This is a genomic window from Kitasatospora mediocidica KCTC 9733, from assembly GCF_000744225.1.
Lineage (GTDB): Bacteria > Actinomycetota > Actinomycetes > Streptomycetales > Streptomycetaceae > Kitasatospora > Kitasatospora mediocidica.
Genome location: NZ_JQLN01000004.1, coordinates 480,970 through 506,281, shown reverse-complemented (window position 1 = coordinate 506,281; position 25,312 = coordinate 480,970). Strand labels below are relative to the sequence as shown.

The following is a 25,312-nucleotide window of genomic DNA, read 5'->3' as shown; positions in this document are numbered from 1 at the left end:
GCCCCGCCCCTCTCAGGCCGTCTCGTCGGGCTTGTCGGCCGCGCCCGTGAGGTCGGGGCCCGCGACGCGGCCGATACCCGGGTCCGCCGGGGCCGGGCGGTTGCGGGTGATCACCAGGTAGGCGACCGAGGCGAGGAAGAGGAGCAGCGAGGTCCAGTCGTTGAGCCGCAGCCCGAGGATGTGGTTGGCGTGGTCGTCGCGCAGCGCCTCCACCCAGCCCCGCCCGGCCGTGTAGGCGGCGACGTACAGGGCGAACAGGCGCCCGGAGTGCATGCTGAACCGCCGGTCCGCCCAGAGCAGCAGCACGACGACGCCCAGGTCCCACAGCGACTCGTAGAGGAAGGTCGGCTGGTAGGTGGCGATGTCCGGGGTGCCCGGCGGCCGGTGCGCCGGGTCGATGAGCAGGCCCCAGGGCAGGTGGGTGGGGTTCCCGTAGAGCTCCTGGTTGAAGTAGTTGCCCCAGCGGCCGATGGCCTGCGCGAGGATCAGGCCCGGCGCGAGGGCGTCCGCGTAGGCGGACAGTCGGATGCCCCGGCGGCGGCAGCCGATCCAGGCACCGACCGCGCCGAGCGCCACCGCACCCCAGATCCCGAGGCCGCCGTCCCAGATGTACAGCGCCCGGATCGGCTGCTCCCCGGCCTTGAAGTACAGCTCGGGGTCGGTGATCACGTGGTAGAGCCGTCCGCCGACGATGCCGAACGGCACCGCCCAGACCGCGATGTCCGTGATGTCGTCCGGATTGCCGCCGAGCGCGGACCAGCGCCTGCGGGTCAGCCACAGCGCGGCGGCGATCCCGGCGATGATGCAGAGCGCGTAGGCGCGGATCGGCACCGGCCCCAGGTGCCAGACCCCCTGGGAGGGGCTGGGCAGATATGCCAGTTCCAGCATGAGGGCCGTTCCCCTAGCGGGCCGGGCGCGGCGGTGGGCCCGCCCCGCGATGGCCCTCACCGTACCTCGGAGAGTGATCGGGTCCGCAACCACGGCCCGGTCGCGCACGGACGCGCGGCCTGCCGTCCGCAGGGCTTCACCCAGCCCGGAGCCTGATCGTCCGCGAACCGGCGCAACCGTTGGTACTGACGGAACGTCACACCTCGGTAGTGGGCACCCGCCGACCGGGTGGGTATGCCGAGAGTGCCGGGTCCGCCGGCCTGTTGGATGGGGGAGCACATGATCGGCCAGGGGACGGCAGCGTCCGAGCGGGACGGATCCACGGGGGGTCGCCGCAGCCTGCGGCCGGGCCCGGCCACGGACCGGGGAGGTGTTCGCCGATGACCGGGATACCCGCGGAGCGGTCCGGATCGGCACCGCGCGCCACGGCCCGCCGGGGCCGTCCCAAACCCCGGCGCCGGGGTTTGCGGCTCGCGGCCTTCACCGCCGCCGGCCTGGTGCTGATGACCGTCGGCGTCGGTACGTACCTCTACGTCCAGCTCAACGGCGACATCCACCACTCCTCGCTGTTCTCCGGTACGTCGGGCGACGCGGGCCACGAGAAGCCGGACGCCTTCGGCCGCACGCCGATCAACATCCTGGTCATCGGGTCCGACACCCGCGACAACGCGGCCGACTGCGCGATCGGCGGCGACTGCGGCTCGGGCGCCAACGCGGACGTCCAGATGGTCCTGCACGTCTCGGCCGACCGCAGCAACGCCACCGTGATGAGCATCCCGCGCGACACCATGACCGAGCTGCCGGCCTGCAACGACACGCAGAACCACACCTCGATGAAGACCGTTGCGCACGGCCAGATCAACAGCACGCTGGACTACGGTCCCGGCTGCACGGTCGCCGCCGTCCACCAGCTGACCGGGATCCCGATCGACCACTTCGTCACCGTCGACTTCACCGGCGTGGTCCAGATGTCCGACGCGGTCGGCGGCGTGCCGGTCTGCGTCAGCGACAACGTCTACGACGCCAACTCCGGCCTCAAACTGAAGAAGGGCAACCACACCCTGAAGGGCACGGCCGCCCTCCAGTTCGTCCGCTCCCGGGACGCCTTCGGCGACGGCAGCGACCTGGGCCGCACGGTCACCCAGCACATGTTCATCGGGTCCCTGGTCCGCCAGCTGAAGAGTGCCGGGACGCTCACCGACCCGGCGGCCGTCTACTCGCTGGCCGGCGCCGCCGTCAAGGCGCTGACCGTGGACGACGCCCTGAACGGCATCCCGAAGCTGGTCGGGCTGGCGGACGACATCAACAAGGTGCCGGCCGACCGGATCACCTTCACCACCATGCAGAACAGCCCGGATCCCCGGGCCCAGGGCAAGGTCGTCGTCTCGCCGGCCGCCAGGAACCTGTTCACCGCGATCACCGACGACCAGTCGCTGACGACCGCGAGCGGTGACAAGTCCAGCGCCGCCGCCCAGGCCACCTCGACCGCGGGCGACCCCACCACCACCACCCCGGGACCCTCGGCGAAGCCGTCCGGCGCCGCACCGGCACAGATCGCCGTGCGGGTGGAGAACGGCAGCAACGTCAGCGGCCGCGGCGGCGCCCTCAAGGCCGCGCTGATCGCCCAGGGCTACAGCTCCAGGACCAGCGACGCCACCGGGACGGTCACCGCCCGCACGACCGTCGGCTACCCGGCCGGCCGCGAGGCCGACGCCCAGGAGGTCGCCGCCTCGCTCGGGTTGCCCGCCACCGCCGTGGTTCCCGGTGACGGCCCCGGCATCACGCTGACCATCGGCACCGACTGGACCACCGGCACCACCTTCGGCACCTCCGCCACCGCCGGGACGCCCACCCCCGTCAACACCCAGGCCGCCCTGAGCGACGCCAACGCGGCCACCGCCGACGACGGCAGCAAGTGTGCCCAGGTCAGCCACGACTACACCGAGAAGATCAACGGCGTCGGCATGACACCGATCCAGGCCTACGCCCGGTTCCCCGACAAGCCCGACTCCGCCTCCTGACCGCTCCGCGCCCTGACCCCTGCTCCGCAGGACGCGGGGGTCAGGGCGCGGAGTCCGGGATCTGCGGGTTGAGCGCGTAGGCCGCGACGGGCGTGCCGAACTGCGTGGTGTCCTCGGTGCCGACGGCCACGCAGCCGGCCGGCGCCGTGGCGTTGAGCGGCTGGGTGGCCGCCGTCGGGGAGGAGCCGGCATCGGCCGCGACGGGGGCGTACCCCTGCGGAGCGAAGCCCGCCGAGGGCCCCGGGGCCGGGGAGCGGCCCAGCAGCGCGTCGAGGAACAGCCCGGGGCCGCCACCGGCCTTCGTCGCGCCGCCGCCCGGCCGGACCGGCGACTGCGGGCGGGCCTCCGCCGCCGTGGTGGCCGACGCCGAGGCCGACGGCAGCGGCTGGTCGGTGGCCAGCGCCCGGAACACCGCCTGCGCGCCGGGGCCGGGGCTGAGCCAGTTGGCGTTGGCCGGGTACGGCACGCTCGGCATCGTGATGAAGGCGGTCCGGTCGGTCGGCACGTCGGCGAGTTGGGAGGCGATCGACATCAGGTTCGTCACCCCGGCCAGGCCGTCGTCCACGGTCAGCGCCTTGGTCGCCGCGTCGGCGAGCTTGTAGAGCGCGACCGGGTCGGTCAGCGTGCCGGCGCTCTTGGTCTTCTGCAGCAGCGCGGAGAGGAACACGTGCTGGGCGGTCTCGCGGCCGAGGTCGCCGCCGTTGCCGAAACCGTGCCGGGTGCGCAGGAACTCCAGGGCGGCCAGGCCCTTGAGCGTGTGGGTCCCCTTGGCGAGCTTGAGGTGCGAGTCCGGGTCGTACACGTTGTTGTCGACGCAGACGTTGACGCCGCCGACCGCGTCGGACATGCTCACCACCCCGGCGAAGTCGACCATCATGAAGTGGTCGATGGATATGCCGGTCAGCGCGTGGACCGCGGCCACCGTGCAGCCGGGGCCGCCGTTCTGCAGGCTCCCGTTGATCTGTGACCGCGCCTGCGCCGGGTAGCTGTGGCCGGTGGCGGGGTCGGTGCAGGCGGGGATGTCCACCACCGTGTCGCGCGGGATGCTCATGACCGTCGCGTCGGTGCGGCCCGCGGACAGGTGGACGACCATCTCCACGTCGGCGTTGGCGCCCGGCCCGCAGTCGCCGCCGATCGCGCAGTCGGCGGCGGTGGCGCGGGTGTCCGAGCCGATCACCAGGATGTTCATCGGGCTCTGGCCCGCACTGTTCCTGGCCTCCGGGCTCTGCGTCCCGGGGGCCAGGTACAGGGCCGAATGGTGGATGTCGCCGTTCAGGTGGAAGAACAGCCAGGTGCCCCCGGCCGCCAGCAGCACCACCACGAGCGCCAGGGCGAAGGCAGCCCGGCGGATCCAGGGGTGACGCCGTCGCCCGGTCCCGGGGCCGCCGCGAGCGGCGCTGCGGGAGCGTGGCCACGGGAATCGCCTGTTCGTCATCTCCACCAGCCCCGTTCGTTCCAGGGGGGTCGATCCGGTCGCAAGCCCTTCGCGCAGCAGGGGCGGAAAAACGGCATGTCAGCGCCACTGTAGGGGGCGAGACCGGCCCGCGCCTTCCGAAGCCGGGCAGCCACGGCGGCCGCCCGCCCGCCGGGTACCGCTACCCCGGTAGGGTGTCGGCCTGTGGCCGATCGTCGAACAACCATCATGGAAGCCGCCGCGCGGGTGATCGCCCGGCGCGGTGTGCGGGGTCTGCGGGTGGAGGAACTGGCCGCCGAGGCCGGGGTGTCCACGGCGCTGATCTACTACCACTTCAAGGACCGCACCGGGATCATGCGGGCGACGCTGGAGTTCATCAGCGACCGCGCCGAGCGGTACACCACGGAGCGCGACCCGCAGGCCGAACCACTCTCCCCCGAGGCCGAGTTGGAGCAGTGCCTGGTGCAGGAGCTGCAGGACACCCCCACCGTGCGGGAGAACAGCGCCGCCTGGGGGGAGTTGCGGGCCAGCGCCGTCTTCGAACCGGACCTGCGCGAGGACCTCGCCAAGGCCACCCTGGTCTGGGTGCAGGAGGTCGCCGACCTGCTCGGCCGCGCCGCGCCGATGAGCACGGCCACCGCGCTGGCCGCCGCCGCCGAACGGCTGACGGCGCTCCTGGAGGGCCTGAGCGTCCGCTGGTTGAGCGGCGGACTGCCGCTGGACCACGCGCGCGAGCTGATGTCGGGCTCCGTCGAAGCCGAACTGGCCCGCCTGCGCGGCACTAGCTAGCGCGCCACCGGGTAGCCGAAGACGTCGGCCGGCAGTGATGGCAGCCCCGGCTGCCAGCGCGACAGCACCCAGGCCGACGGTGCGAAGAGCGGCGTCGGCAGCGCGTCGGGCGCGAAGCGCTCCCAACCACCGCAGGCGTGCGGCTCGGTGACCACGGCGGTCGCGTCGCAGACCGGCGCGAGGACGGCCGCGGTCAGCCGGGCCCGGCCGTCCCGGTGGTCGAGCAGCACGCCCAGCACCCGCATCGCGTCGGCGGGCAGCACGATCCCGGTCTCCTCGGCCAACTCCCGTGCGGCGGCCTGCTCGAAGGACTCACCGTGCTGGTCGACCTTGCCGCCGGGCAGGCCCCAGCTCGGCTGCTCGCCGGCTGTGATCCGGCGCCCGAGCAGCACGCGGCCGTCCGGGGCCGGCACGATCACGCCGGCCCCGATCAACGGCGGCCGGAGGGCCGCGGTCACCGGGTCACCAGGGGGAGGGCGCGTAGTCCTTGAGGAAGCACCCGTGCAGGTCCTCCCCGAGTTCCCCGCGGACGATCGGGTCGTAGACCCGCGCCGCGCCGTCCACCAGGTCCAGCGGGGCGTGGAAGCCCTCGGCGGCCAGCCGCATCTTGTCCGGGTGCGGGCGCTCGTCGGTGATCCAGCCGGTGTCCACGGCGGTCATCAGGATGCCGTCGGTCTCCAGCATCTCCTTGGCGCTGGTGCGGGTGAGCATGTTCAGCGCGGCCTTGGCCATGTTGGTGTGCGGGTGGCCCGCGCCCTTGTAGCCGCGGCTGAACTGGCCCTCCATCGCGGAGACGTTCACCACGTACTTACGGCGCGCCGTGGCCGCCGCCATGCTCGGGCGCAGGCGGCTGACCAGCAGGAACGGCGCGGTCATGTTGCACAGCTGCACTTCGAGCAGCTCGATCGGGTCGACCTCGTCGACCGTCTGCACCCAGGTGTTGGTGGAGTCCAGGTCGGGGACCAGGCCACCGGCGTCGATCGCGGTGCCGGCCTCGATCCGGGCCGGCGAGGCCGAGCCGGTGACCAGCGCGAGCGAGGTGACCTGCTGGGCGGTGAGGCCGTCGTGCGCGCCGTCGGCCTGGCCGGGCAGCGCCGGGCGGTCCACCGCGCCGCTGCCGAAGCTGCCGATCACCTCGGCGGCCGGCAGCGCCCCGGCGGGCAGCGGCGCGGACTCCGCCGCCACCAGCTCCGCGTAGGCGCGGGGGGAGCGACGGACGGTCTGCGCCGCGTTGTTGATCAGGATGTCGAGCGGGCCGTCGGCGGCCACCGAGTCGGCCAGCGCGATCACCTGGGCCGGGTCGCGCAGGTCGATCCCGACGATCTTCAGCCGGTGCAGCCAGTCGGCGCTGTCGGGCATCTCCTTGAAGCGGCGGATCGCGTCGTTGGGGAAGCGCGTGGTGATCGTGGTGTGCGCGCCGTCCCGCAGCAGCCGCAGCGCGATGTACATCCCGATCTTCGCCCGGCCGCCGGTGAGCAGCGCACGACGGCCGGTAAGGTCGGCCCGGGCGTCGCGGCGCGAGCGGTTCTCCTTGGCGCACGGCGGGCAGAGCTGGTGGTAGAAGGCGTCGACCTCGACGTAGCGGGTCTTGCAGGTGTAGCAGGAGCGCGGGCGCTGCAGGATCCCGGCGATCTCGGTGGTGGTCGGGCTGCTGAGCCCGAACACGCCCGCGGTCTCGTCGTCGATCCGGCCGGGGGCGCCGGTCGCGGTGGCGGCGGTCACGGCGCGGTCGTTGGCCGACTTGGCGGCGCGGGTCTCCTGGCGGCGGCGCTGCTTCACGGTGCGGAAGATGCCGGCGACGGCGCGGCGCACGGTGATCGCGTCCGGGTGGTCGACGTCGAGGTCGTCCAGTTCGGCGAGTACGTCCAGGCAGAACCGCAGGCGTTCCGGGTCGATCCCCGGCCCGAACTCGAACTCCGTGATGTCCTGCATCTCCTCTGCCGTCGCCATGCCTTCGCTGCTTCCTTCATCGCTGATCCCACCCGATTACTCGATGAATCGTACGGAGTGCTCAGCGGGAGGCCAAACGACGTCGGTTGATCGCTGGGTAGATTGCGGGCCATGACCGCTGCCACCACACCCGTCGTCCTGCTGCCGTACCCCGCCGAGTCGATTCCCGGGCTGCCCGCGGAGCTGGAGGTGCACCTGTTCGACAACGCCTCCTGCGACGGCGTGCCCGGGCCGCCGCCGGCCGGGCTGCTGGCCCGCACCGACGTCCTGGTCGTCCCGTACAGCTACCTGCACCCGGGCTCGGTACTGCCGCTGCTGCCCGCCATGCCCCGGCTGCGGGTGGTGCAGACGCAGACCGCCGGGGTGGACGACATCCTCCCGCACATCCCGGCCGGTGTGACGCTCTGCAACGCCCGGGGCGTGCACGACGCCTCCACCGCCGAACTGGCCCTCACCCTCACGCTGGCGGCGCTGCGCGACGTCCCCGGCTTCGTCCGGGGCCAGGACGCCGAGCAGTGGCGGGCCGGCTTCTACCCGGCGCTGGCCGACCGGACGGTCCTGATCGTCGGCTACGGCGCGGTCGGCGAGGCGATCGAGGAGCGGCTGCGGCCCTTCGAGTGCGAGGTGCTGCGGGTGGCCAGGTCGGCCCGCAGCGCCGCGCACGGGCCCGTGCGGGCGCTCAGCGAGCTGCCCGAGCTGCTGCCGCGGGCGGACGTGGTGATCCTGGCGGTGCCGCTGTCGGACAGCACCCGAGGCCTGGTGGACGCCGGCTTCCTGGCCGCGCTGCCGGACGGCGCGCTGCTGGTGAACGTGGCGCGCGGCCCGGTGGTCGACACCGCCGCCCTGCTCGCGGAGCTGACGGCCGGGCGGCTGCGGGCGGCGCTGGACGTCACCGACCCCGAGCCGCTGCCGGCCGGTCACCCGCTCTGGCACGCGCCCGGCCTGCTGATCAGTCCGCACGTGGGCGGCAGCAGTTCGGCCTTCCTGCCGCGCGCCAAGCGCCTGATCGGGGCCCAGCTGACCCGCTTCGCCAAGGGCGAGCCGCTGGAGAACGTGATCACGCCGCGTTAGCGCGGGTCGGGCCGGTCGAGGTTCCAGTGCCGGACGACCTGGCAGAACCAGGACTGGTCGTCGTCGCCGCGCGGGATCAGCGCGAAGCGGCTGATGGTGCGCTGGCCGCCCTCGTGGTCGCCGTAGAGCAGGTCGATGTTGATCCGCTCGCGGCTCTTCAGGCGCTGGACCAGCGGCGCGTGGTCGGGGTCGGCCGGTTCGCGGATCGCCGCGTGCCAGAAGCCGGTGTCGCCGGGCGCGACGTACAGGTCGCGGGACTGGCGGCGGAAGGCGTCCGGGGCGGCCGGCCGGCGGTCGGCGTAGGTGTCGTCGTCGGCGAACCGCCAGCCGTGGATCACGCCCAGGCCCGGGCCGACGTTGCGCAGCGAGGCGGCGAGGTAGAGCCGGCCGTCCTCGACCCGGACGTACCCGGCGCTGCCGTGCAGGCGGGTCCAGTGGCCGTCCATCCAGACCAGCTTCTGGTCCGGGTCGTCCACCCGCGAGGAGATCAGCACCGGGCGCAGCGAGGCCTGGACGGCGCGCTCGGCGGAGAGCGCGGCGCGGTCCGCCGAGCGGATCGAGGCGAAGGAGGCCACGGCCAGGACGAGCGTTCCGCCGGCGGTCGCCAACGAGGAGATGGTCGCCCAGTCAGCCATGGGCGTCGGCCCGCCGGCTCGGCTCGGCGGATGATCGCAGCGAAGTCATTGCGGCAGCGTAGGGGAGGACCCTCCGACGCGGTCGGAGGGTCCGGCAGGTGGGCAGGGTCCGGGCGGGACGGTCAGCTGTCGCCGCCCATGGCGGCCTTGGCGCGCTCGGCCATCTCCTGCGGCGGCACGTCCTCGATGTGGGTCGCCACGCTCCAGTGGTGCCCGAACGGGTCGGCGAACGAGCCGGACCGGTCGCCGTAGAACTGGTTCGCCAACGGCCGCAGCACGGTGGCACCGTGGGCCAGCGCCGTCTCGAACACCGCGTCGACGTCCTCGACGTAGACGTTCAGCAGCACGGGCGTGCCGCCGACCGTCTTGGGGCCGCGCGCGCCGACCTCGGGGTACTCGTCGGCCAGCATGATCACCGAATCGCCCAGCTGCAGCTCCGCGTGGCCGACCCGGCCGTCCGGGCCGGTCATCCGGTCGCCGCGCTGGGTGGCGCCGAAGACCGTGGCGTAGAAGTCGATCGCGGCGGCCGCACCGGCGACGAACAGGTACGGCGACAGGCGGGGGTATCCATCGGGAAGGGGTTTCACGGACGACATGACGGCTCCTGGTGCTCTGGACTGCGCCTCTTCCGTCAGCCTGGCACGGCGGTCCGACGGGTGCAGGGCGGCGGCCCGCCCGGCGGGCGGCGGGGTCGGCGCCGCATCCGGAGCGTCGCCTGTCGCGGGAGGCTCTTTTCACCCCCGCGATCGTTAGATTGGAGGGGCGGAGGTTCGGCCGCGGCGGAGGGCGGGTGAGCTTGGTGCACGAGGCGGGCGACGCGGAGCAGAGCCCGGTCGGTGCGGTGGGACGGGTCACCGTCTCGATCCCGCTGGACGGCCCGGGCGAGGTGCTCGTGCCGGTACGCGGCGGGACCGAGGCCTTCGCGGCCTGGGCCGACGAGCCGATCGCCCGGCACGCCCAGGTCATGGTGGTGGAGCGGACCTCCGCCCGATCGGTCATCGTCGTCCCCTTCCCCCTTTCGTAGCTCGTCAGAGGAGTCCCGCGATGTTGTTCTGGCATGTTCCCGCGCCGAACGAGGCGCTGCTGATCTCCGGTTCCAAGCGCCAGGCCCAGGACACCCAGTTCCGGATCGTCACCGGCCACGGCAGCTTCGTGATGCCGATCAAGCAGAAGGCCCGGATGCTGTCGCTGGCGCTGCGCGAGGCGGAGATCTCCGAGGACTGCGTCACCCAGCAGGGAATCCGCCTCAACGTCCGTGCCGTGACGGTCTTCAAGGTCGGCGACGACTCGGTGTCCATCTCCAACGCGGCCCGCCGCTTCCTGGCCGAGCAGGACCGGATGGAGGAGCTGGTCGGCCGGATCTTCGCGGGCCATCTGCGCTCGATCATCGGCGGCCTGACGGTGGAACAGATCATCCGCGAGCGCGACCGGGTGGCGCAGGAGGTGAAGGCCGGCAGCCACAACGAGATGGAGAAGCTGGGCATCGTGGTGGACGCCCTGCAGATCCAGGAGATCGAGGACGCCACCGGCTACATCACCAACCTGGCCGCCCCGCACGCCGCCGCGGTGGCCAGCCAGGCCCGGATCGCCCAGGCCCGCTCCGACCAGGAGGCCGCCCAGCGCGAGCAGGAGGCCGCCGCCCTGAAGGCGCAGTACGAGCGTGACACCGCCATCAAGCGGGCCGGCTTCGTGGCCGAGACCGAGCAGGCCAACGCCAGGGCGGCCCAGGCCGGGCCACTGGCCTCGGCCAAGGCCTCGCAGGAGGTCATCGAGGAGCAGACGGCGCTGGCCCAGCGCCAGGCCAACCTGGCCGCCCAGCGGCTGGAGGCGGAGGTCCGCCGCCCGGCCGACGCGGAGGCCTACCGGCAGCGCACGCTGGCCGAGGCGCAGCGTGACCGGGCGAAGTTCGAGGCCGAGGGCGAGGCCTACCGGCGCACCACGCTGGCCACCGCCGAGGCCCAGGCGATCCGGGTCCAGGCGGACGGCACCGCGTACGCCGAGCGGACCACCGCCGAGGCGCAGGCCGCCGCCAACGACGCCCGGGCGGCCTCGCTCCGGGGCGGCAACCAGGAGCTGATCGCGGCCAACCGGGTGGTGGAGAACCTGCCGGCGCTGGTCGACGCGGCGGCCCGGGGCATCGCGGGCTCCAACCTGACCATCCTGAACGGCACCGAGGGCGTCAACGAGGTCGCCGCCGGGATCGTCGGCCAGGGCCTGGCGATCCTGGACGCGCTGAAGCGGTCCACCGGAGCGGTGAACCGCACGGCCGCGGCCGCCCAGTCGGCTCCGCCGGCCGACCCGAGCTGAGCCCGTGCCGTCCTTGCCGCTCGCGGGGCTCGGGAGGACGCTGGAGAGAGCGGGGGGACGGACCGGGTCCAGGAGGCGCGGGATGCACAACCAGTGGAAAGTCGAGCTGAGCTTCGAGGAGGACGGGACCGTCACGGCCTGCGAGGCCCGGCTGGTCGGGGTCCGGGCACCGTCGCTGAACGCCCACGCGGAGTCGGTCCGCAGTGCGGCCGACCGCCCCGCCAACCGGATCGGCGAGGAGGTGGCGGCCTCGCGGGCGCTGGACACGCTCTCTCGCAAGCTGCACGCCCAGGCCCACGGTGATGTCGAGGACGCGAGTCTGCGGCCCGACTACCTGATCTACTGACCGACGGGAGAGCGGGTTCCCCGATATCCGGAGAACCCGCCGCCGGTCACTGCTGGACGAACGAGCCCGAGCCCGAGGCCTGGCCGGGGATCGGGGCGTTCGGCACGGCGGTCAGCAGCTGGTCGAACTCGTTGCGCCAGTAGCGGTGGATGTTGAGCCGGCGCGGGAACTTCTCGCCGGGGAACTGCAGGTATATCGAGCTCCACACCCGCGCGCGCTTGATCTTGCTCACCGGGAAGGCGCTGCGGGGGTAGACCGCGACGACCTCGCCCGGACGGTTGGTCCAGCGACTGGCGGTGTTCACCACGACCGAGGTGTTGGTGAGCGTCAGGAAGTAGAACTTGCGGGTGAAGGCGACCACCAGGCCGAGCAGCGGGACCTCGTCGAACAGTGCGTTCAGCCAGGGGCTCGGGCCCGTCTCCGTGTGCACGCAGGCGATGAAGGTCTCGCCGGGGGGCGCTACCTGGGAGAGCTTCTCAATGACCTGAGCCTTCTGCTTGGCCCGCCGAATCGCCATGAACCTGTCTTTCTTTTCAGGTGAGTGCCGCCGCACAAGCGCGGCGAAAACGGCTGAGATTAGCACCTGGGAGCAGGGTCATGCGATGAATTGTTCGAATACAGGTTTATCGCTGATATGGGCGATTCTGGCTGGTTAACGACCTATTCATGCCGAATCGCCGGAGGGTCAGGAGACGCGAACGCCCCGGCCCCTGACACCGTGTCGGGCGTCAGGGGCCGGGGCGTCAAAGGCCGGGGCGTCGGGGGAATCCGGCTACGCGGTCGCCTCCGGCTCGTTCTTCTTCGGCGGCAGCAGCGCGTACGAGGGGTTGGCGATGGTCAGATAACCGTCGGTGCTGCCGACCATGCCCTCCGCGCGCAGGCGGGCGCCGGGCTGGATGCCCTGGATCGCGCGGCGGCCGTAGAAGGTGAGCGTGATGCCGCCGGTCTCGTCGAACAGCTCGCACTCCAGGTGCGGAGTGCCGGAGACCGGGGTCACGTTCACCGAGCGGATCTGGCCCCGGACGCTGGCGCGGTTGCGCCAGTGCAGGTCGGATATCGCGGTGGTGCCGTCCGCGCGCGGCGTGGCCGGCGCCTGCGCGGCCTCGGTGCCGGCGCTCTCGACGACGCGCCGCCGTCCCCTGGCGCTCTCGCCGCGGGCCGCGGTGGCGGTGCTGGGCACCGGCCGGGGGCCGTCCGCCAGGTCGGGGCCGAGCTCCTCGATGGCCTGCGTGACGTCGAACGGCACGATGGTCGCCGCGGTGTGCGGCAGCCGGCTGGCGGCCTGCGCGATCCGGTCGCCGACCCGGGCGTGGAAGAGCCGGCCGAAGAGCGGGCCGTAGGCGCGCCGGGGGATCAGCAGGGTGACGTCGGTCCGGCCGTCCGCCGTGGCCCGCGCCGAGAGCTCGGCCACTGCGCGGCGCAGCCGCCGGTCGGGGCACTCGATGACCTCCAGCGGGACGTCCGCGGCGTGGTGCGCCTCCCAGCTGCGCTGCAGCCGCTCGGCCTGCCGGTCGTCCACCATGAAGTGCACGGCGCTCAGCTCGGTCGGGCGCAGGCTGCGCGCGTGGTGCAGGGCCTTGACGACGGCCAGGTCGAGCCGGTCCACCAGCACGTAGACCACGCTGCGGGTGTTGGCGGCGGTGGTCGCCGAGGCCGGAGCGGCCGCCAGCGCGGCGGTCTCGGCGCGGTAGCGGCCGTTGGTGCGGATCAGCGCCCAGACGCCGAACGGGAAGATGACGACGACCATCCAGGCGCCCTCGGTGAACTTGGTGACCGCGAACATCACCACCACCGCCGCGGACGCCACGGCCGCGGCCGCGTTGATCACGATCTTCATCGTGCGATGCGGATCGCGGCGCACCCAGTTGTACTTCACCAGACCGGCGGCGGCCATCACGAACCCGGTGAACACGCCGATCGCGTAGAGCGCGACCAGCTTGGTGAGGTTGCCCTGGGTGCCGATCAGCAGCACCAGCGAGGCCACCGCCAGCACGATGATGCCGTTGGAGAAGGCGAGCCGGTGGCCGCGGATGGTCAACTGCCGGGGCAGGAAGGAGTCCTCGGCGACGAAGCTGGCCAGGAACGGGAACCCGTTGAAGGAGGTGTTGCCGCCGGTGTAGAGGATCAGCGCGGTGGCGATCTGGACGAAGGCGAACATCACGTTGCCGAAGCCGCTCTGGCCGAATACCAGGTGCGCCTCCTGCGCGAGGACCGTCGGGCTGCCCGAGGAGAACGGCACGGCGTGGGTCTTCCAGGCCAGCGTGGAGACGCCGAGCACCAGGGCGCCGAGGATGGTGCTCATGATCACCAGGGTGCGCCGGGCGTTGGGGCCCTGCGGGCTGCGGAAGGCACTGACGCCGTTGGAGATGGCCTCCAGACCGGTCAGCGAGGAACCGCCGTTGGCGAACGCCCGCATCATGATGAAGAGCGAGGCGCCCATCAGGATGCCGCCGCCGGGGTGGCCGATGTCGATCACGCCGGGCGCGTGCAACTGGGCGTCGGTGAGCTGCGGCAGGGTGCCGGTGAAGAGCCGGATCATCCCGACGACGACGGTCAGCCCGGTGGCCAGGATGAACAGGTAGGTCGGCAGCGAGAAGGCCTTGCCGGCCTCGCGGATGCCCCGCAGGTTGCCGTAGAAGAGCAGCGCGACCACCCCGCAGGTGATCCAGATCTTCTCGTGGTCGATGTTGGTGTGCAGCAGCAGCTGGAGCAGTGAGGCCACCGCGTCGGTGCCGGCGGCGGTCTGCACCGCGACCGTCACGATGTAGTCGATCAGCAGCGCCACGGCGGCGATCTGGGCGACCCGCGGTCCGAAGTTCTCGCGCGCCACCACGTAGGAGCCGCCGGCCTTGGTGTACGTCATGACGACGTCGCGGTAGGACAGCGTGAGCAGGAAGAGCAGCGCCAGGATGATGCCGGTGACCGGCATGACCAGCGCGAAGCCGGCCACTCCGACGGCCGGGATCAGCTGGGTCAGCATCTGTTCGGTGCCGTACGCGCTGGAGCTGATGCAGTCCGGGGCCAGCACGCCGAGCGCGATGGGCTTGGAGAGCTTCTCGTTGTGCAGTTCCGAGCTGACCAGCGGCGGGCCCAGCAGAGCCTTCTTGAGCCGGTAGCCGGCACTCTCCGGGAGGTCGACACCGCCCGGGAGTGCGGAGGGTTTTTCGGGGGCTTGGGCAGGCGCGGCCATGCGCCATCCTTTCGACCGTGAGTACCTGGCGGCGCGACACTGCGTTGTCCGGGGTACTGCTGACGGCGTGAGGGGCCGTCGCCTTTTTGACGGTTATCTTCTTAACGCGTTTCAAGCGCTCCGGCGCCCCTGAGCATGATCCAATCGGCTTTCTTGACGGGATCTTGACGGGCTCCCGTCGACCCGGCCGACCCGGCGACGTCGCAGCTCAGCGCTTGCGTCCCAGCGTTCCCACGGCCACCTTGCGGTACAGGTCCAGCACGTCCCGGCGCAGCAGGTGGCCGAAGCCGGCCGACTCCAGCCGCATCCCCAGCTGCGCCTCGGTGACCCCCAGTTCGGCCGCCGTGTCGGCGAGGTTCCACTGCCGCTCGGCCAGCCGGCTCAGCAGGTGGCCGCGCCGGACCTGGTTCTCCGAGAGCCGGAAGGTCTTCAGGTACGCGATCCGGCCGTTCTCGTCGGTGATCGTCTCGCCGATGTGGTTCTCGTGCTTCGGCGCGAAGGGCGGCAGGAACCGGGAGAGCGTGAAGCGGCCCAGCCGGTAGACGCTCTGCGCGGTGTGCGGGACGTCGAGCAGGCCGCCGGCCATCGTGGTGTCGTGGAAGAGCGCCCAGTCGCGCTCCTGGCGCCGCGCCGCCGCCCGCAGGTCGGCCAGCGAACGGATGCCCGCGCCGTCGATCGCGGTCCGGAAGTCGGGCAGCGGCGCCGCCAGCAGCGCGTAGTGGTGCACCAACTCGCCGTAGAGGTCACTGACCAGGCTGGGGTGCAGCGCCCGGTAGTCGTCGGGGTGCGGGACGGCGAAGGCGCTCGCCAGCGCGTCGCCGGTGTAGACCAGCAGTCCGCACTGGTTCGGGTGGATCTCGAAGACCCGCAGCGCGTCGCCCAGCCCGCGCACCTGCGCGCCCACGTACGCCTCCTCGACGCGCGGGGAGAGGCCGCCTCGCAGCGCCCGGTCCGACCACTCCTGCCAGGCGATCACGGGCCCGCCGAAGTGCAGTGCCAGGTAGCCCTCCAGTGCGAGGTGCAGCGGCAGGAAGCGCAGCCGGTCCTTGGCCTGCCGGCGGACCATTCGGCGGTGGAAGCGCAGCGGCATGGCCGGCGGCGGCCCGCCGCCGGGACCGTCCAGCCGGGTGCCGTACGCGGCGGCCGGCGAGCCGTCGCCGGTCCAGGCCGCGACGAACCCGTGCGGGATGTACGAGAGGTAGTGGTCGCGCGGACCCAGCTCGACCAGGCCGGGCCCGTCGCTGTAGATCTCCTCGTGCAGCCGCAGGTCGGTCAGCGGCTCCTCGCGCACCAGCGGCACCAGCCGCACCCCGCCCCAGACCTGCGAGGGGCGGGTGGTGAGGCCGGTCAGGTCCAGCACGGTCATCGCTCCTCCTTCAGGAAGTGGGCGGTACGGGCGTCCAGATAGGCCGTCAACTCGGCTTTCCCGGTGCGGCCTTCGGCGAACTGGGCGAGTTCGACCAGGGCCGGCAGGTCCTCGGCGTCGCGCAGTCCGGCGGTGGGGACGGTCGGGGCGAGCCGGCGAACGTCGAAGTCCTCCGCGTCGTACACCGGGTTGAGGTGGACGACGCTGGTGCGGCGCCCGGGGTCGAGCCGGGTGCGCCAGATGCGCAGTACCTCGCCGGCCAGCCCGGGCGGCGCGTTGTCCCAGCCGTCCGAGACGATCACCAGGCGGGCGGGCGCGGTGTCCAGCGCGTCCAGGATCCGGTGGCCCAGCGGCGTCGGCCCCTGCGGACGGCTGAGCAGTGCGTCCGTGTGGCCGGAGGTCCAGAACGCGGTGTAGTGCCCGGCCAGCGCCTCCAGCAGGTAGTGGGCGGCGAGTGCGGCGGCGAGCGGGCGGCGCCGCTTCTGCCCCGACCCGACCGTGGAGAAGCTGTCGTCCAGTACTGCGGCCACCCGGCCCCAGCTGCCCCGGTGCACGCCCGCCACCCGGCGCGCGGCGGCCCGCAGTGCGTCCGTCAGCTCGGCGCGCCGGGCCAGCCGGTCCGCGACCGGCAGCCCGAGCACATACGAGGCGAGGCGGGTGAGCGGCATCCGGGTTAGATCGGCGCGCACCGCGCCGGCCTTGTGCTCGCGTCCGGACTCCTGCAACCGCAGCTGCTCCAGACGGGTCATCCGCGGGGCGATCCGCTCCAGGAAGACCGCGCGCGGGATCCGGTGCTTGGCGGCGAAGCCCTCGGCCACGGTGTACGGCAGCTCGTAGAGGGCAGCCTGCTCGTAGTGCGCCCGGCGCCAGCTCTCCAGGATGGGCGTGGTGAACCGCTTGCGGGAGCTGGGCGCGAACACGAACGGGCCCAACTCCTCGACGGCGGGCGCCAGATGGGCGTGCCGCAGGGCGAGCTTGACCCCGCCGCGGTACTTCACCGCGTCGAACGCCGGGTCCGGACGGGCGGCGATCCAGTCGCGCATGACGGCCCGGGTGCGCCGGTTGTTGACCTTGGCCCGGCGCAGCTCGCGGAACAGCCCGTACACCCGCTGCGGCGGGAGCAGCGCCAGCCGACGGGCGATCAGCCGGCCCTCCGTACGACGCTGCTCGTCGGTCGCCTCGCGGGCGCTCTCCAGCAGCCGCCGGACGATCAGCACCGCGTTGTGGTCGTTGATGTCGAGCGCGAGGACGGCGGCGTACAGGTCGCGGTAGTTGCCGATCATGTACTCGTGCAGGAAGTCCAGCGAGAGCCGCTGCGCGCCCTCCTCGCTGTGGAACTCGCGCTGCCCGGTGGAGGTGATCGCCGCGTTGACGAAGAGCAGCACGTCGTCGGCGGCGATCAGGTCGCCGTACGAGTCCATCGGACGATCCCCCGGGTCGTGGTCGGATGCCGGCCGGGGAATGGGGGCGCGAACTGCGAATCATTGCGTTAGAGGCAGGTTCCGGAAGTCGCACCGGAGTCCCGCGGCCGGCCCGCCGACCGTAACAGAGCGGCCCCCGGGCCCACCGCCGAATATCCGCGGTGCTGCGCTGCGCCAACTGGGCCTGGCCCGGGTTCCGCTTTCGAGTGACACGGCGGCTGGCCGCACGCGGAGCGGCCCCGGATGTGCGTGAGCATCGGCTCTGGCCCTGCCGCACCAGGGAGCGTCACCGGATTGGCCGCGCCCGACGTCACACCGGGCTCCGGTTCCGAGCACGCTGAGAACTGACCTGAGGGTATTTCGTCCCACACCTCCCCGAGGAGGCCCCCATGAACGCTCCAACGCCGACCACGGCCGATGCGGCCGCATCGGGACCGGGCACCGACGAGTCCCCGATCCACATCCTCTGGATCAATGCCGGGCTGAGCTGCGACGGCGACTCCGTGTCGCTGACCGCCGCCACCCAGCCCAGCATCGAGGAGATCGCACTCAGCGTGCTCCCTGGTCTGCCCAAGATCGCCATCCACTGGCCGCTGATCGACTTCGAGTGCGGTCCGGTCCAGGGGGCGGACAACTTCATCGAGTGGTTCTTCAAGGGGGAGCGCGGCGAGATCGACCCGTTCGTCCTGGTCATCGAGGGGTCCATCCCCAACGAGGCGATCAAGGCCGAGGGTTACTGGTGCGGCTTCGGCGACAACCCCGAGACCGGCCAGCCGATCACCACCAGCGAGTGGATCGACCGGCTCGCGCCCAAGGCGTTGGCCGTGGTCGCGATCGGCACCTGCGCCACCTACGGCGGCATCCACGCGATGGCCGGCAACCCCACCGGTGCGATGGGCGTGCCCGACTACCTGGGCTGGGACTGGAAGTCCAAGGCCGGCATCCCGATCGTCTGCGTGCCCGGCTGCCCGATCCAGCCCGACAACTTCTCCGAGACGCTGGTCTACCTGCTCCACCAGGCCACCGGCGCCGCCCCGATGATCCCGCTGGACGAACACCTGCGTCCCACCTGGCTGTTCGGCGCCACCGTGCACGAGGGCTGCGACCGGGCCGGCTACTACGAGCAGGGCGAGTTCGCGACCACCTACGACTCGCCCAAGTGCCTGGTGAAGCTCGGCTGCTGGGGCCCGGTGGTGAAGTGCAACGTGCCCAAGCGCGGCTGGATCAACGGCATCGGCGGCTGCCCCAACGTCGGCGGCATCTGCATCGCCTGCACGATGCCCGGCTTCCCCGACAAGTTCATGCCGTTCATGGACGAGCCGCCCGGCGGCAAGGTCTCCAGCACCGCCAGCGCCGCCTACGGCGCGGTCATCCGCAGGCTGCGCGCGGTCACCGCCGCCACCGTGGACAAGGAGCCCAAGTGGCGCGCGCCCGGGGAGAAGCTCACCACCGGCTACAAGCCCCCCTGGTGATTCCGCATCAGAACCCCAACCGTCCAGCAGCGCTCCCCGTTTGAAGAAGGGCACGGCACACACGATGGCAACACCGAGCACGAAGGCGACCGGCGACGGCAGCGGCCTGGTGGAGATGTCCTGGGATCCGATCACCCGGATCGTGGGCAGTCTCGGCATCCACACGAAGATCGACTTCAAGCAGAAGAAGGTCGCGGAGTGCTACAGCACCTCCTCGGTCTTCCGCGGCTACAGCGTCTTCATGCGGGGCAAGGACCCCCGGGACGCGCACTTCATCACCAGCCGGATCTGTGGCATCTGCGGTGACAACCACGCCACGTGCTCGGTGTACGCGCAGAACATGGCCTACGGGGTGAAGCCGCCGCACCTGGGCGAGTGGATCATCAACCTCGGCGAGGCCGCGGAGTACATGTTCGACCACAACATCTTCCAGGAGAACCTGGTCGGGGTCGACTACTGCGAACGGATGGTCAAGGAGACCAACCCCGGCGTGCTGGAGCTGGCCGAGCGTACGGCCGCTCCGCACGCCGGGGAGCACGGCTACAAGACGATCGCCGACATCATGCGCTCGCTCAACCCGATCGAGGGCGAGTTCTACCGTGAGGCGCTCCAGGTCTCCCGCTACACCCGGGAGATGTTCTGCCTGATGGAGGGGCGCCACGTGCACCCCTCCACGCTCTACCCGGGCGGCGTCGGCACGGTCGCCTCGGTCCAGCTCTTCACCGACTACCTCAGCCGGCTGATGCGCTACGTGGAGTTCATGAAGCGCGTCGTCCCGCTGCACGACGACCTCTTCGACTTCTTCTACGAGGCGCTGCCCGGCTACGAGGAGGTCGGCCGCCGGCGCGTGCTGCTCGGCTGCTGGGGCGCTCTGAACGACCCCGAGTACTGCGACTTCACGTACCGCAACATGACCGACTGGGGACGGCGGATGTTCGTCACCCCGGGCGTCGTCGTGGACGGCAAGCTGGTCACCAACGACCTCACCGAGATCAACCTCGGCATCCGGATCCTGCTCGGCAGCTCGTACTACGACGACTGGCAGGGCAAGGAGCAGTTCGTCACGCACGACCCGCTCGGCAACCCGGTCGACCCGCGCCACCCGTGGAACCAGCACACCATCCCGGCGCCGCAGAAGCGCAACTTCGACGACAAGTACAGCTGGGTGATGTCGCCGCGCTGGTTCGACGGCAAGGACTACCTGGCGCTGGACACCGGCGGCGGCCCGATCGCCCGGCTCTGGTCCACCGCGCTGTCCGGGCTGGTCGACATCGGCTACGTCAAGGCCACCGGCCACAGCGTGCAGATCAACCTGCCGCGCACCATGACCAAGCCCGAGACCAGCTTCGAGTGGAAGATCCCGAAGTGGAGCAACGCGCTGGAGCGCAACCGCGCCCGCACGTACTTCCAGGCCTACGCGGCGGCCGTCGCCCTGCACTTCGCGGAGAAGGGCCTGGCCGAGGTCCGCGCCGGGCGCACCCAGACCTGGGAGAAGTTCGAGGTGCCGGAGGAGGGGCTGGGGGTCGGCTTCACCGAGGCCGTGCGCGGCGTCCTGTCGCACCACATGGTGATCCGGGACGGCAAGATCGCCAACTACCACCCGTACCCGCCGACCCCGTGGAACGCCAGCACCCGTGACACCTACGGGACGCCCGGCCCGTACGAGGACGCCGTGCAGAACACGCCGATCTTCGAGGAGAACACGCCCGAGAACTTCAAGGGCATCGACATCATGCGCGCCGTCCGCAGCTTCGACCCCTGTCTGCCCTGCGGCGTCCACATGTACCTCGGCGAGGGCAAGACCGTGCAGAAGATGCACGTGCCCACCGGCCTGAGCGGCATGGGCGGATGAGCGCCACGGTGGAGACCCCCGTCCGGCCGCGGACAGCCGACGCCGAGCTGACCGGCCGGCGGGTCGAGGAGGTGCTGGAGCGCCTGGCGGCCACCGGCGACCGCGAGGTCTGCGCCGCGGCCGAGGAGCTGGTCCGGCTGCTGATGGACTTCTACGGCGCCGGGCTCGGCCGGATCGTCGAGGTGCTGGACCGCGGCACCGAGCACACCCGCGCCCTGGACCGGCTGCTGCGCGACGAGTTGGTGTCCAGCCTGCTGGTGCTGCACGAGCTGCACCCCGAGGACGTCGCCACCCGGATCGGCCGTGCGCTGGCCGGGCTGCGCAACAAGCCCGTGGAGCTGGTGCGCTTCGACGAGGCCACCGGCACGCTCCACGTGCGGGCCGCCGGTGGCGGCTGCGGCTGCTCCGCCACCGGTGACGAGACGGAACAGGCGGTCCGCGAGGCGATGGCCTGCTTCGCCCCCGAGGTCACCTCGGTGCGGCTGGAGGCCGCGGTCAAGGAGCCGGCGCTGCTGCAGATCGGCGTCCGTCCGCCGGGCACCGCTGCGGGGGCCGCCGCCCCGGTGACGACCTCGTGAGCACCGCTCAGGCGTGGCCGCCGCGGACCGGGCCCTCGCCCGCTCCCGGCGGCCTGCGCCGCTTCGTCCGCTCCCCGCAACCACGCCAGGAGCGCTGCGAGTTGTGCGGGGTGGTGGTGGCCGAGGCAGGGCACCGGCACCTGGTGGACACCGAGAAGCGCTCGCTGGCCTGTGCCTGCACCGCGTGCGCGATGCTCTTCGACCGTCCGGGGGCGGCCGGCGGCCGGTTCCGGACCGTGCCGGACCGGTACTTCACCGACCCCGGCCACAGCCTGGACGACGGTGCCTGGGAGCTGCTGCAGATCCCGGTGAGCGTCGCCTTCTTCTTCCGCAACGCCGAGTTGGACCGGCTGGTCGCGCTCTACCCGAGCCCGGCCGGCGCCACCGAGAGCGAGCTGGACCCGGCCACCTGGCAGACCGTGCTGGGCCAGACCCGGCTCGCCGCGCTGCTCGAACCCGACGTCGAGGCGCTGCTGGTGCACCGCAGCGAGGGCCGCTACGCGTGCTTCCTGGTGCCGATCGACGTCTGCTACGAGCTGGTCGGGCGGATGCGGCTGCACTGGCAGGGGTTCGACGGCGGCGCGGAGGCCAGGGCCGACCTGGCGGCCTTCTTCGCGCAGGTCACCAGCCGGGCCCGGGTGCCGAAGGAGGGCGCGGCGCCGTGACCGAATTCGCCTTCTCCTGCACCGGGGTGCGCGCCGACCGCTACGCGGCCGGCCCCACCCTGGTGTTCCGGCTGCGGATCACCGCCTCCCCGGACACCCGGGTGCACGCGATCGCGCTGCGCTGCCAGCTGCGGATCGAGCCCGCCCGCCGCGGCTACCGCGCGGACGAGGCCGACGGCCTGGCGGACCTGTTCGGCGACCGCGCGCGTTGGGGCAGCACGCTGCTGCCGGTGCAGTTCGCCCAGGTCTCGCTGGTGGTGCCCGGCTTCACCGGGGAGATCGAGGTCGACCTCCCGGTGCCGTGCAGCTACGACCTGGACCTCGCCCCGACGCGGTACTTCCACGCGCTCGAGGAGGGCGAGGTGCCGCTGCTGATGCTCTTCTCCGGCACCGCGTTCACCGGGCCCGGCGGCTATCAGGTCGAGCCGGTGCCCTGGGACCGCGAGGCGTCCTTCCGGATGCCGGTCGCCGTGTGGCGCGAGATGGTCGACCAGCACTTCCCCGGCTGCGGCTGGCTGCGGCTGCCCCGCGAGACCATGGACGCCCTGCTCGCCTACCGCTCACGCCGGGCGCTGCCCTCCTGGGAGGCGACCGTGCGGGAGCTGCTGGCCGCGGCGCAGGCCGCCTCGCCGGATCTCCAACCTCCGCCGCCCGCCTGCGCCCTGTCGGGCCCGGCGGTACCGCTCGCCACCGGAAGGACGGGTCAGTGACGACCACCGAACCGACCGCCGACATGGTCGCCGAGGCGATCGGCGCACCGGACGCCGACTTCGACACCCGGTTCGCCGCCGCCCGACAGGTGGCGGACGCCGTCCTGTTCGAGGGCTACGTGCTCTATCCGTACCGGGCCTCGGCGGCCAAGAACCGGATGCGCTGGCAGTTCGGCGTGCTGGTGCCGCCCGGGTGGGGCGCCGACTGCGGCGAGCACGCCCAGCAGCGCACCGAGTGCCTGATGGAGCCGCGGCGCGGCGCAGCCCTCCTGGTCGAGCTGCGCTTCCTGCACGCGCAGCGGCGCGTCGTCCAGCAGCTCGGCCCGGCCGGCGGCTACCGCACGGTCGCCGAACTGGAGCTCTCCGACCGGGTGCTGACGCCCTGGGACGAGGGCGTCGAGGAGCGGGTGCGGCTGACCGTGCCGGTGGCCGAGCTGGCCGACGGCGAGTACCTCCTGCCGTTCGAACTGCCGGTCCACGAACAGGCCGAGGCGGTGCACGACGAGGCCGGCCGCACGGTCGGACGGCTGCTGCGCCGACGCGAGGCGCTCTGCGGAGCGATCCGGCTGACCGCCACCGACATCGAGGGCCCGTACGCGACCCAGCGGCTGACCGCGGTGGTGGAGAACACCAGCGACTGGACGCCGCTGGACGGTTCGGCCGACCGGGAGGCCGCGCTGCCGCGCTCGCTGGTCTCGGCCCACCTGATGCTCGGGCTGACCTCCGGCTCGTTCCTCTCGATGGCCGACCCGCCGCAGTGGGCCAAGGGCGCCACGGCGGCCTGCCGCAACGAGCACACCTGGCCGGTGCTGGCCGGCGGCTCGGGCGGCGCCGACGTGCTGCTGTCCTCCCCGATCATCCTGGAGGACCACCCGGCGATCGCCCCCGAGAGCCCCGGCGCGCTCTACGACGCGCTGGAGATCGACGAGATCCTCGCCCTGCGTACCTCGGCGCTGACCGACCAGGAGAAGCGCGAGGCCCGCGGCACCGACGCGCGGGCCGCCGCCGTGATCGACCTGGCCGACTCGATGCCGCCCGAGGTCCTGGAGCGCCTGCACGGCGCGGTCCGGGCGCTGCGGGAGGTCACCGCGCCGCGGGCGCAGGACGACATCGACCTGGTCGACCTGGTGGACCCGGCCGCCGTGCTCCAGCCGGACACCCCCTGGTGGGACCCGGCGAGTGACCGCTCCTTCGACCCCGCCCGGGACCGGGTCGTGGTGGACGGCCGGTCGGTGGGCGCCGGCAGCCGGGTGCTGCTCAAGCCCGGCCTGCGGCGCAGCGACGCCCAGGACCTCTTCCTGCACGGGCGCAGCGCCCAGGTCGAGGCGGTGCTGCACGACGTCGACGGTGCCGTGCACCTGGCGGTGATCGTGGAGGGCGACCCGGGCGCCGACATCCGGCGCGAGCAGGGCCGGTTCCTGTACTTCCAGCCCGACGAGGTCTCCCCGCTGGAGGACGCGTGAGCGCGCCCGCGATCCGGCGGACCCTGGTGGCGGGCGTCGGCAACATCTTCCTCGGCGACGACGCCTTCGGCGTCGAGACCGTCCGGGAGTTGAGCCGGCAACCGCTGCCCGCGCATGTCGAGGCCGTCGACATCGGGGTGCGCGGCGTCCATCTGGCCTACCAACTCCTTGAGGGCTACGACACGTTGATCCTGGTCGACGCCACCCTGCGGGGCAGCGATCCGGGCACGCTGTACCTGATCGAGCCGGGCGAGGGCAGCGGGTCCGGCGGCGTGGAGCAGACCGAGGCCCTGCTCGACGGACACCGGATGTCCCCGGACTCGGTGTTGGCGCTGCTGGGCACCCTGTGTGCCGGCACCGGGGCCTCCCCGCCCCGCCGCACGCTGGTGGTGGGCTGCGAACCCGCCTGCGTCGAGGAGGGGTTCGGGCTCAGTGCGCCGGTGGCCGCGGCGGTGCCGGAGGCCGTCCGGCTGGTGCTGCGGCTGCTGGACGATGACCACGACCGTGAACCGAGAGAGGAAAACGTCTCATGTTGAAGAAGATCTTCGTCTCCGGCGTGACCGTGGCGGCGCTGGCCGCCCTGGTCTCGCAGGTGCTGCCGGACATCAAGCGCTATCTGCGGATGCGCAGTATGTGAGACAGCGTCATATCTCCTTCTGTCGAGCCAGGTTGGGCCAAGCGGGCGATCCGCCGTCCGGTGGCGGCGTGGCAGCCGGCCCGGTCGCCCGACGGCGCTCTGTAATGGAGCGGCTCGGCCGTTCGGCCCGGCAGGAGGAGACCGATGCACGAGATGTCCGTCGCGATGGCCGTGGTCGGCCAGGTGGAGGAGGCGGCGCAGGCCGCCGGTGCCACTGCCGTCCGGTCCATCCGGCTGCAGGTCGGCGAGCTGGCCGGGGTGGTCCCCGACTCGCTCGCCTTCTGTTTTGAACTGGCCTGCTCCGGGACGGTGTTGGAGGGGGCCGAGCTGGTCACCGAGACGGTCCCCGGGCGGGCCCGCTGTGGGCCCTGCGCCGACGAATGGGCGGTCGGCATGCCGCCGGACCTGTGCTGCCCGGTCTGCGGAGCGGCGACCGAGGAGCTCCTGGCCGGCCGCGAGCTGCAGATCGTCAGCGTGTGCTGGGAGGACGGCCCGGTGCCCGTGCCCACCCGCGAACGGATCCCCGAGGAGCGTTGA

24 protein-coding genes and 1 pseudogene are annotated in these 25,312 nt (G+C 72.3%); 15 read left to right on the top strand and 10 right to left on the bottom strand.

Annotated elements, in window-relative coordinates:
- Nucleotides 1-12: 12 nt before the first annotated feature.
- Nucleotides 13-885: a prolipoprotein diacylglyceryl transferase gene (gene lgt, locus BS80_RS09940; RefSeq protein WP_083974650.1), complete on the bottom strand. Its 873-nt coding sequence runs from the start codon at nucleotides 883-885 to the stop codon at nucleotides 13-15.
- A 383-nt stretch (nucleotides 886-1,268) separates the two neighbouring features.
- Here lgt and BS80_RS09935 point away from each other — a divergent pair, with 383 nt between their 5' ends.
- Nucleotides 1,269-2,909 (top strand): LCP family protein, encoded by a 1,641-nt coding sequence (locus BS80_RS09935; RefSeq protein ID WP_083974475.1) that lies wholly within the window; start codon nucleotides 1,269-1,271, stop codon nucleotides 2,907-2,909.
- A gap of 40 nt (nucleotides 2,910-2,949) precedes the next feature.
- Here the strand turns inward: BS80_RS09935 and BS80_RS09930 are convergent, their stop codons facing one another.
- Complete coding sequence (locus tag BS80_RS09930; RefSeq protein WP_083974648.1) at nucleotides 2,950-4,344, bottom strand: LCP family protein; 1,395 nt, start codon at nucleotides 4,342-4,344, stop codon at nucleotides 2,950-2,952.
- Between the two features lie 207 nt (nucleotides 4,345-4,551).
- Here BS80_RS09930 and BS80_RS09925 point away from each other — a divergent pair, with 207 nt between their 5' ends.
- Nucleotides 4,552-5,112 carry a TetR/AcrR family transcriptional regulator gene (locus tag BS80_RS09925; protein WP_035795633.1) on the top strand — a complete coding sequence of 187 codons (561 nt, stop codon included), beginning with the start codon at nucleotides 4,552-4,554 and terminating at the stop codon, nucleotides 5,110-5,112.
- Here the strand turns inward: BS80_RS09925 and BS80_RS09920 are convergent.
- Nucleotides 5,109-5,570, bottom strand: a complete 462-nt coding sequence (locus BS80_RS09920) for a nucleotide triphosphate diphosphatase NUDT15 (protein ID WP_051966426.1) — start codon at nucleotides 5,568-5,570, stop codon at nucleotides 5,109-5,111. The genes BS80_RS09925 and BS80_RS09920 overlap by 4 nt on opposite strands.
- A gap of 4 nt (nucleotides 5,571-5,574) precedes the next feature.
- Complete coding sequence (locus BS80_RS09915) at nucleotides 5,575-7,062, bottom strand: SDR family oxidoreductase (protein WP_035795630.1); 1,488 nt, start codon at nucleotides 7,060-7,062, stop codon at nucleotides 5,575-5,577.
- 111 nt (nucleotides 7,063-7,173) lie between these two features.
- Here BS80_RS09915 and BS80_RS09910 point away from each other — a divergent pair, with 111 nt between their 5' ends.
- Nucleotides 7,174-8,133 (top strand): 2-hydroxyacid dehydrogenase, encoded by a 960-nt coding sequence (locus BS80_RS09910; protein WP_035795627.1) that lies wholly within the window; start codon nucleotides 7,174-7,176, stop codon nucleotides 8,131-8,133.
- Here the strand turns inward: BS80_RS09910 and BS80_RS09905 are convergent.
- Nucleotides 8,130-8,768, bottom strand: a complete 639-nt coding sequence (locus tag BS80_RS09905; RefSeq protein ID WP_035795624.1) for a hypothetical protein — start codon at nucleotides 8,766-8,768, stop codon at nucleotides 8,130-8,132. The two genes, BS80_RS09910 and BS80_RS09905, sit on opposite strands and share 4 nt — an antisense overlap.
- Nucleotides 8,769-8,890: 122 nt before the next feature.
- Nucleotides 8,891-9,364 (bottom strand): VOC family protein, encoded by a 474-nt coding sequence (locus BS80_RS09900; protein WP_035795621.1) that lies wholly within the window; start codon nucleotides 9,362-9,364, stop codon nucleotides 8,891-8,893.
- 194 nt (nucleotides 9,365-9,558) lie between these two features.
- Between BS80_RS09900 and BS80_RS09895 the strand changes: the two genes are divergently transcribed.
- The 3 genes from BS80_RS09895 to BS80_RS09885 all read left to right on the top strand — a co-directional run bounded on the left by BS80_RS09895 (nucleotide 9,559) and on the right by BS80_RS09885 (nucleotide 11,421).
- On the top strand, nucleotides 9,559-9,792 hold the full coding sequence (locus BS80_RS09895) for a hypothetical protein (protein ID WP_198045481.1): 234 nt from the start codon (nucleotides 9,559-9,561) through the stop codon (nucleotides 9,790-9,792).
- A gap of 20 nt (nucleotides 9,793-9,812) precedes the next feature.
- Nucleotides 9,813-11,075 (top strand): SPFH domain-containing protein, encoded by a 1,263-nt coding sequence (locus BS80_RS09890; protein ID WP_035795613.1) that lies wholly within the window; start codon nucleotides 9,813-9,815, stop codon nucleotides 11,073-11,075.
- A gap of 82 nt (nucleotides 11,076-11,157) precedes the next feature.
- On the top strand, nucleotides 11,158-11,421 hold the full coding sequence (locus BS80_RS09885; RefSeq protein ID WP_035795610.1) for a dsRBD fold-containing protein: 264 nt from the start codon (nucleotides 11,158-11,160) through the stop codon (nucleotides 11,419-11,421).
- Between the two features lie 46 nt (nucleotides 11,422-11,467).
- On the opposite strand, the gene BS80_RS09880 is transcribed toward BS80_RS09885, so the two are convergent.
- The 4 genes and pseudogenes from BS80_RS09880 to BS80_RS09865 all read right to left on the bottom strand — a co-directional run bounded on the left by BS80_RS09880 (nucleotide 11,468) and on the right by BS80_RS09865 (nucleotide 17,398).
- Nucleotides 11,468-11,938 (bottom strand): hypothetical protein, encoded by a 471-nt coding sequence (locus BS80_RS09880; RefSeq protein WP_035795607.1) that lies wholly within the window; start codon nucleotides 11,936-11,938, stop codon nucleotides 11,468-11,470.
- 684 nt (nucleotides 11,939-12,622) lie between these two features.
- Nucleotides 12,623-14,611, bottom strand: a pseudogene (locus BS80_RS09875) (APC family permease); the annotation flags it as partial.
- Nucleotides 14,612-14,819: 208 nt separating this feature from the next.
- On the bottom strand, nucleotides 14,820-15,977 hold the full coding sequence (locus BS80_RS09870) for an ARPP-2 domain-containing protein (protein ID WP_035795605.1): 1,158 nt from the start codon (nucleotides 15,975-15,977) through the stop codon (nucleotides 14,820-14,822).
- Nucleotides 15,974-17,398, bottom strand: a complete 1,425-nt coding sequence (locus tag BS80_RS09865; RefSeq protein WP_035795603.1) for a hypothetical protein — start codon at nucleotides 17,396-17,398, stop codon at nucleotides 15,974-15,976. The genes BS80_RS09870 and BS80_RS09865 overlap by 4 nt, the downstream gene beginning before the upstream one ends.
- Nucleotides 17,399-17,787: 389 nt before the next feature.
- Here BS80_RS09865 and BS80_RS09860 point away from each other — a divergent pair, with 389 nt between their 5' ends.
- The 9 genes from BS80_RS09860 (at nucleotide 17,788) to hypA (ending at nucleotide 25,312) form a co-directional block, all read left to right on the top strand.
- The gene (locus BS80_RS09860) at nucleotides 17,788-18,870 is read left to right on the top strand and encodes an NADH-quinone oxidoreductase subunit B family protein (RefSeq protein ID WP_035795601.1); all 1,083 of its coding nucleotides are present in this window, start codon (nucleotides 17,788-17,790) and stop codon (nucleotides 18,868-18,870) included.
- Nucleotides 18,871-18,934: 64 nt separating this feature from the next.
- Nucleotides 18,935-20,722 (top strand): nickel-dependent hydrogenase large subunit, encoded by a 1,788-nt coding sequence (locus BS80_RS09855; protein ID WP_035795598.1) that lies wholly within the window; start codon nucleotides 18,935-18,937, stop codon nucleotides 20,720-20,722.
- Complete coding sequence (locus BS80_RS09850; RefSeq protein ID WP_035795596.1) at nucleotides 20,719-21,300, top strand: hypothetical protein; 582 nt, start codon at nucleotides 20,719-20,721, stop codon at nucleotides 21,298-21,300. Before BS80_RS09855 ends, BS80_RS09850 begins: the two co-directional genes overlap by 4 nt.
- A complete protein-coding gene (locus tag BS80_RS09845) occupies nucleotides 21,297-21,965 on the top strand; it encodes a DUF5947 family protein (RefSeq protein WP_051966424.1) in 669 nt (222 codons plus the stop codon). Before BS80_RS09850 ends, BS80_RS09845 begins: the two co-directional genes overlap by 4 nt.
- Nucleotides 21,962-22,675: a DUF6084 family protein gene (locus BS80_RS09840; RefSeq protein WP_035795595.1), complete on the top strand. Its 714-nt coding sequence runs from the start codon at nucleotides 21,962-21,964 to the stop codon at nucleotides 22,673-22,675. Before BS80_RS09845 ends, BS80_RS09840 begins: the two co-directional genes overlap by 4 nt.
- A 23-nt stretch (nucleotides 22,676-22,698) precedes the next feature.
- Nucleotides 22,699-24,138 carry a hypothetical protein gene (locus tag BS80_RS09835; RefSeq protein ID WP_035797149.1) on the top strand — a complete coding sequence of 480 codons (1,440 nt, stop codon included), beginning with the start codon at nucleotides 22,699-22,701 and terminating at the stop codon, nucleotides 24,136-24,138.
- Nucleotides 24,135-24,674, top strand: coding sequence for a hydrogenase maturation protease (locus BS80_RS09830; protein WP_035795589.1), 540 nt, complete (start codon nucleotides 24,135-24,137; stop codon nucleotides 24,672-24,674). Before BS80_RS09835 ends, BS80_RS09830 begins: the two co-directional genes overlap by 4 nt.
- Nucleotides 24,668-24,775: a DUF6893 family small protein gene (locus BS80_RS44055; RefSeq protein WP_408607358.1), complete on the top strand. Its 108-nt coding sequence runs from the start codon at nucleotides 24,668-24,670 to the stop codon at nucleotides 24,773-24,775. The genes BS80_RS09830 and BS80_RS44055 overlap by 7 nt, the downstream gene beginning before the upstream one ends.
- Before the next feature lie 144 nt (nucleotides 24,776-24,919).
- On the top strand, nucleotides 24,920-25,312 hold the full coding sequence (gene hypA / locus BS80_RS09825) for a hydrogenase maturation nickel metallochaperone HypA (RefSeq protein ID WP_035795584.1): 393 nt from the start codon (nucleotides 24,920-24,922) through the stop codon (nucleotides 25,310-25,312).